The organism is Kitasatospora sp. NPDC127067, assembly GCF_042724755.1.
GTDB classification, from domain to species: domain Bacteria; phylum Actinomycetota; class Actinomycetes; order Streptomycetales; family Streptomycetaceae; genus Kitasatospora; species Kitasatospora lactacystinica.
In genome coordinates this window covers 1-11,960 of record NZ_JBHXEM010000193.1, presented here as the reverse complement: position 1 = coordinate 11,960, position 11,960 = coordinate 1, and the positions used below count along the sequence as shown (strand labels likewise).

At 71.7% G+C, this 11,960-nt stretch carries 9 protein-coding genes; 6 read left to right on the top strand and 3 right to left on the bottom strand.

Annotation, left to right across the window (positions count from 1 at the left end; translation table 11 throughout):
* Positions 1–301 precede the first annotated feature (301 nt).
* The gene (locus ACFWJ4_RS38940; protein ID WP_380553477.1) at positions 302–961 is read left to right on the top strand and encodes a hypothetical protein; all 660 of its coding nucleotides are present in this window, start codon (positions 302–304) and stop codon (positions 959–961) included.
* On the opposite strand, the gene ACFWJ4_RS38935 is transcribed toward ACFWJ4_RS38940, so the two are convergent.
* Positions 932–1,606: a hemolysin III family protein gene (locus ACFWJ4_RS38935; RefSeq protein WP_380359196.1), complete on the bottom strand. Its 675-nt coding sequence runs from the start codon at positions 1,604–1,606 to the stop codon at positions 932–934. The genes ACFWJ4_RS38940 and ACFWJ4_RS38935 overlap by 30 nt on opposite strands.
* A gap of 284 nt (positions 1,607–1,890) precedes the next feature.
* On the opposite strand from ACFWJ4_RS38935, the gene ACFWJ4_RS38930 reads away from it, so the two are divergent.
* A complete protein-coding gene (locus ACFWJ4_RS38930; RefSeq protein WP_380553474.1) occupies positions 1,891–3,717 on the top strand; it encodes a phosphoenolpyruvate carboxykinase (GTP) in 1,827 nt (608 codons plus the stop codon).
* Positions 3,718–3,881: 164 nt separating this feature from the next.
* Here the strand turns inward: ACFWJ4_RS38930 and ACFWJ4_RS38925 are convergent, their stop codons facing one another.
* A complete protein-coding gene (locus ACFWJ4_RS38925) occupies positions 3,882–5,096 on the bottom strand; it encodes a pyridoxal phosphate-dependent aminotransferase (RefSeq protein ID WP_380553471.1) in 1,215 nt (404 codons plus the stop codon).
* Between the two features lie 286 nt (positions 5,097–5,382).
* Here ACFWJ4_RS38925 and ACFWJ4_RS38920 point away from each other — a divergent pair, with 286 nt between their 5' ends.
* Positions 5,383–6,099 carry a prepilin peptidase gene (locus ACFWJ4_RS38920; protein WP_380553468.1) on the top strand — a complete coding sequence of 239 codons (717 nt, stop codon included), beginning with the start codon at positions 5,383–5,385 and terminating at the stop codon, positions 6,097–6,099.
* 175 nt (positions 6,100–6,274) lie between these two features.
* On the opposite strand, the gene ACFWJ4_RS38915 is transcribed toward ACFWJ4_RS38920, so the two are convergent.
* Positions 6,275–7,876 (bottom strand): chitinase, encoded by a 1,602-nt coding sequence (locus ACFWJ4_RS38915; RefSeq protein WP_380553465.1) that lies wholly within the window; start codon positions 7,874–7,876, stop codon positions 6,275–6,277.
* A gap of 399 nt (positions 7,877–8,275) precedes the next feature.
* On the opposite strand from ACFWJ4_RS38915, the gene ACFWJ4_RS38910 reads away from it, so the two are divergent.
* The 3 genes from ACFWJ4_RS38910 (at position 8,276) to ACFWJ4_RS38900 (ending at position 11,827) form a co-directional block, all read left to right on the top strand.
* Positions 8,276–9,070, top strand: coding sequence for an isoprenyl transferase (locus tag ACFWJ4_RS38910; protein ID WP_380553463.1), 795 nt, complete (start codon positions 8,276–8,278; stop codon positions 9,068–9,070).
* A 238-nt stretch (positions 9,071–9,308) separates the two neighbouring features.
* Entirely contained in the window at positions 9,309–10,640 is a 1,332-nt protein-coding gene (locus tag ACFWJ4_RS38905) for a PhoH family protein (protein WP_359899497.1), read from the top strand.
* 428 nt (positions 10,641–11,068) lie between these two features.
* Positions 11,069–11,827 (top strand): transglycosylase SLT domain-containing protein, encoded by a 759-nt coding sequence (locus tag ACFWJ4_RS38900; protein ID WP_380359217.1) that lies wholly within the window; start codon positions 11,069–11,071, stop codon positions 11,825–11,827.
* The last annotated feature ends 133 nt before the right edge of the window (positions 11,828–11,960 follow it).

Below are 11,960 nucleotides of genomic sequence, written 5' to 3'. Positions count from 1 at the left end.
ACCGTCCGGTCGGCGGCCGGTTCGGCGCCCTGCGTGCTGCCGTGGGTGCGTCCGGCGCGCCCGGCGCGTCCAACGGAGGCGAACCGCGGCTACGCTCCGTGATGTGTCCTGGAAGTGCTGCTTCCGCACGAGGAATTGACGCAACGTTGATCTGTCGTTCGCCGCCCCGGGGCAGTTGGCCATGACTGTCGGTAGATACCATGTGGCAATCGGTCAGTGCTGGCCGACGCGTGCCGAGAGCGGAGAAGAGGTGGGGCGGCGGGAGCCGACCACGAGCCCGGCACCGGGAAAGGGGACCGAAGTGGCCGACGCGGACGACAAGCAGATGAGCACCCAGGTGTGGGGTTCGGCGGTGGTGGTGGGCTCTGCGCTGGCCGTGGTCGCGGCCTATCTGATCAACGGCGCCCTGCTGGTCCTGGCGGTCGCCGGGGTCGAGACCCTGCTGCTCATGGTGTACGTCGCCCGCCGCTGGCGCGCGATGCACGGGGATCGGGCCCCGGTCCGGCACCGCCCGCGCCGCGGCATCCCGGACGCCGCGCACTGCGAGCGCTGCCGCCGGGCCCGCGAGGCGCTCGACGCCCGGCAGGCGCGGGCCCGCTCGGCCGGTGCGCCGGGGCGGTCCGGGTCCGCGGCGCTCCCGACGGCGGCCGGGTCGCCGCGCGAGCCGTACCGGGAGTCGCGCGAGCCCCGCCGGGAGTCGCACGGGGAGCAGCACCACGCCCGCGGGGAGCAGTACTACGCCCACGGCGAGCACCACCACGCGCACGGGCTGCTGCAGGATCCGGGCCCGCAGTCGGAGTCCGGCGCCGTCGACCACTCGGCCGTCCCGCGCCGCCCGCAGCTCCGGGCCCCGTACGAGCGGCCCTGGACGGCGGAACGGGCGGCCGGCCGGTCCGTGGACCGTTCGACCGCCCGTCGGGGTGCGCCGGGATCAGCCGGCCGTGCTGTACGCCACCAGTGAGACGCCGATGTACTGGACGATGAACGCCCCCAGGGTGAAGGCGTGGAACACCTCGTGGAACCCGAACCAGCGCGGTGACGGGTTGGGCCGCTTGAGCCCGTACACCACGCCGCCGATGCTGTAGAGCACTCCGCCGACGATCATCAGCACCAGGACGGCGACCCCGCCGGTGTGCAGGAAGTCCGGCAGGTAGAAGGCGGCGGCCCAGCCCAGCGCGAGGTACACCGGTGTGTACAGCCAGCGCGGCGCGCCGACCCAGAACACCCGGAACGCGATCCCGGCCAGTGCGCCGCCCCAGACCGCCCAGAGCAGCAGTTGCTGGTCGGCGCCCTTGAGCAGCAGCATCGTGAACGGCGTGTAGGTGCCCGCGATGATCAGGAAGATGTTGGCGTGGTCCAGCCGGCGCAGTACGGCGTCCCCGCGCGGGCCCCAGTCGAAGCGGTGGTACACCGCGCTGACCCCGAACAGCAGCCAGGCGCTGACCGAGTAGATCGCGCAGGCGATCCTGGCGGGCGTGGAGTCGGCCAGGCAGATCAGCACGATCCCGGCGGCCACCGTGGCGGGGAACATTCCGGCGTGCAGCCAGCCGCGCCACTTCGGCTTGCTCTCCATGAGTGCACTCTCCGCGAGCGCAGCAGCAGTCATGCGCAGCATGCTACCCGTTACCTACGGATCCGTAGGTTACTGGCGCGTAGGAAGTGGCGATCGTCACTGTTGGACGTTTTGGAGTAATAGGAGTGTGGCGCCGCACACTCCGTCGCGGGTGAGGCTGCTCCGTTACTGGCCAGTAATCATACTGGCTGGAGTAAAAGGTGCGTCAATTTCGACGCTTCGCCGCGTTCCGGCCTTGAGTCCGGAGCTACGCTGCAAGCACCCTCAGACCCCCGCGACGCCGTCTCCTCGCCGAGATGGCGTGAAACGGAGCGATCGTGTCGTACGAGATCTCTGCTCTCAGCGCATCCGCGCCCACCCGCCACAAGCAGCTGCTCGCTTGGGTGAGCGAGATCGCCGAGCTCACCCAGCCGGACCGCATCGAGTGGTGCGACGGTTCCGACGAGGAGTACCACCGCCTCGCGGACCTGCTGGTGGCGCAGGGCACCTTCAAGAAGCTCAACGAGGAGAAGCGCCCCAACTCCTACTACGCCGCCTCGGACCCCACGGACGTGGCGCGCGTGGAGGACCGCACCTTCATCTGCTCCGAGCAGGAGAAGGACGCCGGACCGACCAACAACTGGAAGGCGCCCGCCGAGATGCGGGAGCTCTTCCAGGGCGAGCAGGGACTCTTCCGCGGCGCGATGAAGGGCCGCACGATGTACGTCGTGCCCTTCTCGATGGGCCCGGTCGGCTCCCCGCTGGCCGCGTACGGCGTCGAGATCACCGACTCCGCCTACGTCGCCGTCTCCATGCGCGTGATGACCCGCATGGGCCAGGCCGTGCTGGACCAGCTCGGCGAGGACGGCGACTTCGTCAAGGCCGTGCACACCGTCGGCGCCCCGCTCGCCGAGGGCCAGGCGGACGTGCCGTGGCCGTGCAACAGCACCAAGTACATCTCGCACTTCCCGGAGACCAAGGAGATCTGGTCCTTCGGTTCGGGCTACGGCGGCAACGCCCTGCTCGGCAAGAAGTGCTACGCGCTGCGCATTGCCTCGACCATGGCCCGCGACGAGGGCTGGCTGGCCGAGCACATGCTCATCCTGAAGCTCACCCCGCCGAACGGCGAGGCCAAGTACGTCGCCGCCGCGTTCCCCTCGGCGTGCGGCAAGACCAACCTGGCCATGCTCCAGCCGACGGTCCCGGGCTGGAAGGTCGAGACGATCGGCGACGACATCGCCTGGATGCGCTTCGGCGCCGACGGCCGGCTGTACGCCATCAACCCCGAGGCCGGCTTCTTCGGTGTCGCCCCCGGCACCGGCGTGGACACCAACGCCAACGCCATCGACACCCTCTGGGGCAACACCGTCTTCACCAACGTCGCCCTCACCGACGACGGCGACGTGTGGTGGGAGGGCCTCACCGAGGAGCCCCCGGCGCACCTGACCGACTGGCGCGGCAACGACTGGACCCCCGAGTCCGGCACCCCGGCCGCCCACCCGAACGCCCGCTTCGCCGTCCCGGCCGCGCAGTGCCCGACCATCGCCCCGGAGTGGGAGGACCAGGCGGGCGTGCCGATCTCGGCGATCCTGTTCGGCGGCCGCCGCGCCACCGCCGTCCCGCTGGTGACCGAGTCCTTCGACTGGCAGCACGGCGTCTTCCTCGGCGCCAACATCGCCTCCGAGAAGACCGCCGCCGCCGAGGGCACCGTCGGCGAGCTGCGCCGCGACCCGTTCGCGATGCTGCCGTTCTGCGGCTACAACATGGGTGACTACTTCGCCCACTGGCTGAAGGTCGGCGCCCGGGCGGACGCCGCCAAGCTGCCGAAGATCTACTACGTCAACTGGTTCCGCAAGGACGCCGAGGGCAAGTTCGTCTGGCCCGGCTACGGCGAGAACAGCCGCGTGCTCAAGTGGATCGTCGAGCGCCTGGAGGGGACCGGCGAGGGCGTCGAGACCCCGATCGGCGTGCTGCCGACCGTCGAGGGCTTCGACCTCGGCGACCTGGACCTGTCCAAGGAGGACCTCGACCTGCTCTTCACCGTGGACGCCGACCTCTGGCGCCAGGAGGCCGCTCTCGTGCCGGCCCACCTGGAGACCTTCGGCGACCACACCCCGAAGGAGCTGTGGGACGAGTACCGGAACCTCGTCGCGCGCCTCGGCTGAGCCTGAGCCTCAGCCGGGAGAGAGGCGGGCGCGCGGCACGAACCGCGCGCCCCGCCGAGCGGCAGGACGGCCGGAGTTCCGCCGGGCGATTTTCCCCCGACCAAGGAGATCGCCCGGGCCGGGACTCCGGCCGTAGTGTTTTTCCGGGGGCTTCCCGCCCGGGGCTACGGCTGGACGTAACCCCCGAGGAAGTCGCCGATCCGGGTCACCGCGTCGGTGATCTCCTCCGCCCGGGGCAGGGTGACCAGCCGGAAGTGGTCCGGCTCCGGCCAGTTGAAGCCGGTGCCCTGGACCAGCAGGATCCGCTGGGAGCGCAGCAGGTCCAGCACCATCCGGGCGTCGTCCTTGATCTTGTGGACCTTGGGGTCCAGTCGGGGGAAGGCGTACAGCGCGCCCTTGGGCTTGACGCAGCTGACCCCCGGGATCTGGTTCAGCAGCTCGTACGCGGCGTCCCGCGAGGCGTGCAGCCGGCCGCCGGGCAGCACCAGGTCGCGGATCGACTGCCGTCCGCCGAGCGCGGCGGCCACCGCGTGCTGGGCGGGCATGTTGGCGCACAGCCGCATCGAGGCGAGCACGGTGAGGCCCTCGATGTAGCTGCGGGCCCGGCGCCGGTCGCCGGACAGCACCATCCAGCCGGAGCGGAAGCCGGCGACCCGGTAGGCCTTGGACAGTCCGTTGAAGGTGACGCAGAAGAGGTCCGGGGCCAGGGTGGCCAGCGGGACGTGCTCGGCGTCGTCGTAGAGGATCTTGTCGTAGATCTCGTCCGCGTAGACCACCAGGTCGTGCCGGCGGGCGATCTCCGCGATGCCCTCCAGCACCTCGCGCGGGTAGACCGCGCCGGTCGGGTTGTTCGGGTTGATCACTACGATGGCCCTGGTCCGGTCGGTGACCCTGGCCTCGATGTCGGCGAGGTCCGGGTACCACTCGGACTGCTCGTCGCAGCGGTAGTGCACCGCGGTGCCGCCGGCCAGTGAGACCGAGGCGGTCCACAGCGGGTAGTCCGGGGCCGGGACGAGCACCTCGTCGCCGTCGTCCAGCAGCGCGGTCATGGCCAGCTGGATCAGCTCGGAGACGCCGTTGCCGAGGAAGACGTCGTCGACGGAGAGGCCGTGCAGCCCGCGGTCCTCGTAGTGCATGACCACCGCGCGGCGGGCCGAGAGCAGGCCCTTGGAGTCGCCGTAGCCGTGCGCGTTGGCGAGGTTGCGCAGGACGTCCTGGAGGATCTCCGGGGGCGCCTCGAAACCGAAGGTGGCCGGGTTGCCGGTGTTGAGCTTGAGGATGCGGTGGCCCTGTTCCTCCAGCCGCATCGCCTCGTCGAGCACCGGGCCGCGGATGTCGTAGCAGACATTGGCGAGCTTGCTGGACTGGATGACCTGCATGTCCGCCTACTTTAGGGGTACGGAGGGGCCGTGCGGCCGGTCTCCGCGGGGGTGCTTTCGGGGGCCCGAACAGCTCCCTTGGATCGGCAGGCGGGGGTGGCGGACGGCCTTCCGAACCAGTAGTCGAATGTCCGGAATGCTCGTGTATGCGAGGAGCGCTGTCGCGCTGTCGTGCGGAACGAGACGGACGGCACACCGCCCGGCGCGGGAGGATGGGGCCGGTCGCGCCGATGGCGTCGGTCGTGTCGGTCGCGTCGGTCGTGTCGGTCGAAGAGGGGGTGCGCCGGTGGTCCCGGTCGTGGTGGCGGCGGTGCTGGTCGGTCTCCTGGCGGCTCCACCGCTGCGCGGGCTGATCGCCCGGTTCGCGGTGCCGGAGGGCGAGCCCTGGTGCGAGGACTGCCCGGCCTGCGGGCGCCGGGTGCGCCTGCTGCCGCCGACCGGGCGCTGCCGGGGCTGCCGGGAGCGGCTGGGCGCCGGTCCCTGGACGGTGGAGGCGGTCGCGGTGGCGGTCGCCGTCGCGGTGGCGTACGCGGCGGACCGGCTGGTGGTGGTGACCCTGGCGATGGGCTGGGCGGCGGCGCTCGGCGTGGCGCTCGGTTTCGTCGACGCGCGGGTGCGCCGGCTGCCGTACCGGCTGACCCTGCCACTGCTCGGCGGGGTGACGGCGCTGCTGCTGGCGGCGGTGCCGACCGCGGGGCCCGGGGTGACGCTGCGCTGCCTGCTGGTCGCGCTCGCGGTCGGAGGTGTGCTCGAACTGGCCGTCTGGCTGGGCGCGTTGGGCCCGGGGGACTCCCCGCTCGGGCTCGCCCTGGGCGGGCTGCTCGGCTGGTACGGCTGGTCGGTGGCGCTCGGCGGGCTGTTCGCCGCGATGGTGCTCGCCGGGCTGTGGGGCACCCTGCGGGCCGCCGCCGCGCTGGTCCGCCGCCGCCCGGTGCGCGGACTGGACCTCCCGGTCGGCCCGTTCCTGCTGCTCGGCGCGCTCACCGCGGTCCTGGCGCGGTGAGCGCGCGCCGCCGGGACATCGAACGCGTTGAAGGGGAGGGGAACGGAAGGGCCCGCCGCACCGGTCGGTGCGACGGGCCCCGCCGCCGACGCGCAGGCCCCACCCTCAAGGAGCGGCGCGCCGGGGGAGTGGAGCTCGGGTGGCCGCGGCCCGTGGCAGCCGCGGCCGGGTGCCGTTACGGCATCTTGTGGACGAACGGGCCGACCGCGTTGGAGAACGCGTTGCCGTTGTTGACGTCCCAGTTGGTCGACCAGGTCATCGCGCCGCGGATGGTCGGCCACTTGGCCGGCGGCACGAAGCTGCCGCAGTTGTTACCGGTGGCCAGGCAGTCCAGCGCGTTGTTCACCACGGTCGGCGCGACGTAGCCGCCGCCCGCGGCCCGGGTGGAGGCCGGGACGCCGATGCCCACCTGGTCCGGCCGCAGGCCGCCCTGGATCTGGGTGCAGACCTGCGAGGTGATGAAGTCGATGGTGCCCTGGTTGTAGACCTTGCCGTCGCAGCCGTTCATGCCGCCCGAGTTGTAGAACTGGGTGTTGACGACGGTGAGGATGTCCTTGGTCTTCAGCGCCAGCTGGAAGTAGGCGCCTGAGGTGTTGTACATCCCGATGGTCTCGGGGGCCATGGTCAGGACGAAGCCGGGGCCGACCTTGGCCTGCAGGGAGTGCAGCGCGTCGCCGAGCGGGCCGGCCTGGACGCCGTTCTCCAGGTCGACGTCGATGCCGTCGAAGCCGTAGTCCTTGATGATCGCGTAGGCGCTGTTGACGAAGTTGGCGCCGGCGGTGGCGTCCCCGACGGTGATCGCGCCGTTCTGGCCGCCGATGGAGAGGACGACCTTCTTGCCGGCCGCCTGCTTGGCCTTGATGTCGGCGCGGAACTGGGCGTCGGTGTAACCGCCGAGCGCCTTGGACAGGCCCGGGTCCAGGGTGAAGCTGATCGCGCCGGTCCTGGTCGGCACGGCGTCGGCGAAGGACACCGCGATGATGTCGTACGCGCTCTGGACGTCGCTCAGCCGCTGCACGGTCGAGTTGTTGTCGAAGTTCTGCCAGTAGCCGGTGACCATGTGGGCGGGCAGGCCGGTGACCGGCGGGGTGGTGCTGGTCGGCGTGGCGGTGGGGGTCGCCGTCGCGGTCTGGGTGGGCGTCGGGGTCGCCGTCCGGGTGGGCGTCGCGGTGGCCGTGGGGGAGGAGGTGGCCGTGGGCGTCGCGGTGGGGGTGGGGGTCGCGGTCGGCGACGGGGTGCCGGTGCCGCCGGGGCCGATCAGCGCGACGTCGTCGGCCAGGTAGGCGCTCTGGCCGTACCAGCCGTGCAGGTAGACGGTGACGCTGGTGGCGTTCGCCCCGGTGGTGAAGGTGCTGGACAGCTGGTTCCAGCTGTTCTGGTTCGACCAGGCGGACGGGTCGGTGCCGCCGGTGCCGCGCGCACCGAGGTAGACGTACGGGCCCTGGACCCACGCGCTCAGGGTGTAGCTGGTGTTGGGCAGCACGCTGATGGTCTGGGTGCATTCGGCGGTGTCACCGGCGCCCGGGGTCGCCTGGAGCGCGCCGGTGCCGGAGTGGACCGGGGAGGAGACCGTGGTCGCGGCGCCGGTGCAGGTCCAGCCCCCGAGCCCGCCGTCGAAGCCGCCGTTGTCGACCAGGTTGCCGACCGCCGCGCTGGCGCCACCGGCGAAGAGGGCGAGGCCGCCGCCGGCCAGGGCGAGGGCGGTGGCACCGGCCGCGACGGCCGGGAGGGGGCTGCGCCGGCGCTTGTGCGAGGGCTGGTTCAGCGTACGGGCCATGGGGCGACGCTCCTGGGGGAGGAGCGGCCGCCGCGGTGGGGGGCGCGGCGGCCGCGTGTGGGGGAGGGGAGGTCCGAAGTGAGCCTGCGGGGCGGAGCCGGAGGATCGTTCCGTCCCGGATCAAAAGCTGGACTAGACCATTGCTGGTCGTCAAGCATCGGAAGAACGGCTTACGGTTCCGTTAAGGATTCGGAGACCGTTCCGTGTCCGCGCCCCGGGAGCCCCGCAGCGGCCCTGCGGCCCGCCCGGACGACCCCCGACACGCCCGTCGGGACAGACTTCGTACAGGACCGTGACCAGACCGCTACCTGCGGCTTTACTGTGCACCTGCGCGCCGGAGTAGGCTGCGCCCGGGGCGGAGACGCACCAGTTGCAACGAGCACGGAGGGGCCGGGAAAGATGGGTCTGCGCGATGTCGCCGAACGGACGCCGGGGCTGCGCACCCTGCTCGGCGGGATGTACGGGCTCTACGGTCGACGGGTCGAGGTCCACCTCGCGAGCACCCCGCGCCACATCGGCGTGATCCTGGACGGCAACCGCCGCTGGGCGAAGGCGGCCGGCGGCTCGACCGCGTACGGCCACCAGCGCGGCGCCGACAAGATCAGCGAGTTCCTCGGCTGGTGCGACGAGACCCACGTCAAGGTCGTCACCCTCTGGATGCTCTCCACCGACAACCTGGACCGCCCGGCCGACGAGCTCGTCCCGCTGCTCGGCATCATCGAGGACGCCGTCACCGGCCTGGCCGCCGCCCGCCGCTGGCGGGTCAACCCGGTCGGCGCGCTGGACCTGCTGCCGCAGCACACCGCCGACGTGCTCAAGCGGGCCGCCGACCGGACCGCCGACATCGACGGCATAACGGTCAACGTCGCGGTCGGCTACGGCGGTCGGCACGAGATCGCCGACGCCGTCCGCTCGCTGCTCCAGGAGCAGGCCGGGCGCGGCACCTCGATCGAGGAGCTGGCGGAGGTCCTGACCGTCGAGCACATCGCCGAGCACCTGTACACCCGCAACCAGCCCGACCCGGACCTGATCATCCGCACCTCGGGCGAGCAGCGGCTGTCCGGCTTCCTGCTCTGGCAGAGCGCGCACAGCGAGTTCTACTTCTGCGAGGCGTACTGGCCGGCCTTCCGCAAGGTCGACTTCCTGCGCGCGCTGCGCGCGTACGAGCAGCGCCACCGGCGGCTGGGGCTGTAACCCCGGCACGGCGGCCCCGGCCACCGGCCCCTCCGGAGGAAATGACCGCCGTAGGCCTGGCCTACCCGGTGCCGGCGCGAGGCCAAACGTTCACCGGCAATGATCCGTCAGTTCTCCGAGGGCGCGAATGCACCGCTCCCCGCCTGGGAATACTCCAGTCAGTCCGGTCCCGAGGCCACCGGGGCAGCGGGGGCCGGCATGCCGCGGATGACGCAGGGTCATCCGCTCTGGAGGCCTAGTGGTCAGTTCGAAGAGCCGCCGGACACCAGACCGGCGCACGTACGTTCTCGACACGAGCGTGCTCCTGGCGGACCCGCTCGCCATGACCCGCTTCGAGGAGCACGAGGTCGTCCTCCCGGTGGTGGTCGTCACCGAGCTGGAGGCCAAGCGACACCACCCGGAGCTGGGCTACTTCGCCCGCCAGGCGCTGCGGCTGCTCGACGACTACCGGATCCGCCACGGCCGGCTCGACGAGCCGATCCCGGTCGGCGAGCTCGGCGGCACCATCCGGGTCGAGCTCAACCACTCCGACGTGTCGATACTGCCGGCCGGTTACCGGGCCGGCGGTGAGGCGGACACCCGGATCCTCGCGGTCGCCCGCAACCTCCAGGCCGAGGGCTACGACGTGACCGTCGTGTCCAAGGACCTGCCGCTGCGGATCAAGGCCAGCTCGGTGGGCCTGCTCGCCGAGGAGTACCGGGCCGAGCTGGCGATCACCTCGGGCTGGACGGGCATGTCCGAGCTGCACGTCCCGGCCGACCAGGTGGACGCGCTGTTCTCGGCCGGCCACGACGCGGGGGTGGACGTCGACGGCGCCACCGAGCTGCCCGTCCACACCGGACTGGTGCTGACCTCGGAGCGCGGCCGGGCGCTCGGCCGGGTCACCGGCGACGGCCGGGTGCGGCTGGTGCGCGGGGAGCGCGAGGCGTTCGGGCTGCGCGGGCGCAGCGCCGAGCAGCGGGTGGCGCTGGACCTGCTGCTCGACCCGGAGATCGGGATCGTGTCGATGGGCGGCCGGGCCGGCACCGGGAAGTCGGCGCTGGCGCTGTGCGCGGGGCTGGAAGCGGTGCTGGAGCGGAGGCAGCACCGCAAGGTGATGGTCTTCCGGCCGCTGTACGCGGTCGGCGGCCAGGAGCTGGGCTACCTGCCCGGTTCCGAGGCGGAGAAGATGGGCCCCTGGGCGCAGGCGGTCTTCGACACCCTCTCCGCCGTCACCACCCCGGACGTGATCGAGGAGGTCATCTCCCGCGGGATGCTGGAGGTGCTGCCGCTGACCCACATCCGGGGGCGCTCGCTGCACGACGCCTTCGTGATCGTGGACGAGGCGCAGTCGCTGGAGCGGAACGTCCTGCTGACGGTGCTGTCCCGGATCGGCCAGGGCTCGCGGGTGGTGCTCACCCACGACGTGGCGCAGCGGGACAACCTCCGGGTGGGCCGCTACGACGGCGTGGTGGCGGTGGTGGAGAAGCTGAAGGGTCATCCGCTCTTCGCCCACATCACGCTCACCCGCTCGGAGCGTTCGCCGATCGCGGCGCTGGTCACGGAGATGCTGGAGGACATCCACCCGTGATCCGCCCCTGATCGGGTCATAGTGGGACAATATGGTCAACTCATGACCTGGAGCCCGCTCCTGACGGAGCGGGCTCCGCCCGTTTCATCACATCGAGTGCTTTCCGTCCGGGAAACCGCCGTACGGTGAATGTGACATGCGCCACGCGAAGGGGAATTGCGTCGACCGTGCCCGGTGCGGCATGGTGAGGGTTCTGTCAGGCCCCGCGTACGGCGCGGCAGGGCTTCCGGACTCCGGGAGTCAGGCCCGGGAAGGTTCGCCAACTCCGGTCGGTGGACACACAATTGAACACCGTTGAGCCGTACGCCGCCCGATTTCAACGCCCGGTCACCTCGGCCGGACGCCGGGCCAGCACCTCCCGTGACCAGAGCACTGTGCGGAGGTCCGTGCCAAGGGGCATGTTGCGCCCGTACGGTCACGCGTGGGCGATGCTGGAAGGAAACCATGTGACTCGGATCTCGGTCCGGGGAGTTGCTGTGGCCTCCGCCACCGCCGTCACCGCTGTCGGTGCCGTCGTGGGTATGGCCTCGGGCAGCGAGGGCAAGACCACGCAGACGGTCGACGTCGCCGGCGCGACCCTGCTTGCCGAAGTCCCCTCTGGCGCCCAGGCGCAGACCATCAGTGACAACATCGGCCAGCAGGCATCCGCCCAGCAGGCCTCCGCCGACGCCGCTGCCAAGGCCGCCGCGGAGCAGAAGGCCGCCGAGGAGGCCGCGCGCCAGCAGGCCGCCGCGGACGCCCAGGCGAAGGCCGATGCCCAGGCCAAGGCCGACGCGGAGAAGGCCGCCAAGGCCGCGGACGACAAGCGCAAGGCCGACGAGGCCGCCGCGAACCGGTCCAAGTCCCGTTCCGCGATGACCGCGGTCGAGGACAGCGCTCCGCCCGTCTCGGTCAGCCCCGGCTCGGTCCAGGACCTGGCCCGGCAGATCGTCGGCAACGACGCGCAGTTCCAGTGCTTCAGCCAGATCGTGAAGCGCGAGAGCGGCTGGGACTACACCGCGACCAACAAGAGCTCCGGCGCGTACGGTCTGGTCCAGGCGCTGCCCGGCACCAAGATGGCCTCGGCCGGTGCCGACTGGCGCACCAACCCGGCCACCCAGATCAAGTGGGGCGTCGGCTACATGAACTCCCGCTACGGCAGCCCCTGTGGCGCGTGGTCGTTCTGGCAGGCCCACAACTGGTACTAGGACCGGCTGCCGCCCCGGCGGCGCGGTTCCCGCGGCCCCCGGCCGCGGGGCCCCCCCCCGGGGGCGGGCCGGGGGCGCGGGGGGGGGGGGGGCCGGCGGGGTGGTGTATAACAAATAGGGGGGGCGCCGGTTT

Bases quoted from the DNA above. Each gene is read 5' to 3' on its own strand.
- ACFWJ4_RS38935 (WP_380359196.1), bottom strand. From the start codon at position 1,606: ATGACTGCTGCTGCGCTCGCGGAGAGTGCACTCATGGAGAGCAAGCCG.
- ACFWJ4_RS38925 (WP_380553471.1), bottom strand. From the start codon at position 5,096: ATGCAGGTCATCCAGTCCAGCAAGCTCGCCAATGTCTGCTACGACATC.
- ACFWJ4_RS38915 (WP_380553465.1), bottom strand. From the start codon at position 7,876: ATGGCCCGTACGCTGAACCAGCCCTCGCACAAGCGCCGGCGCAGCCCC.
- ACFWJ4_RS38910 (WP_380553463.1), top strand. From the start codon at position 8,276: ATGGGTCTGCGCGATGTCGCCGAACGGACGCCGGGGCTGCGCACCCTG.
- ACFWJ4_RS38900 (WP_380359217.1), top strand. From the start codon at position 11,069: ATGCTGGAAGGAAACCATGTGACTCGGATCTCGGTCCGGGGAGTTGCT.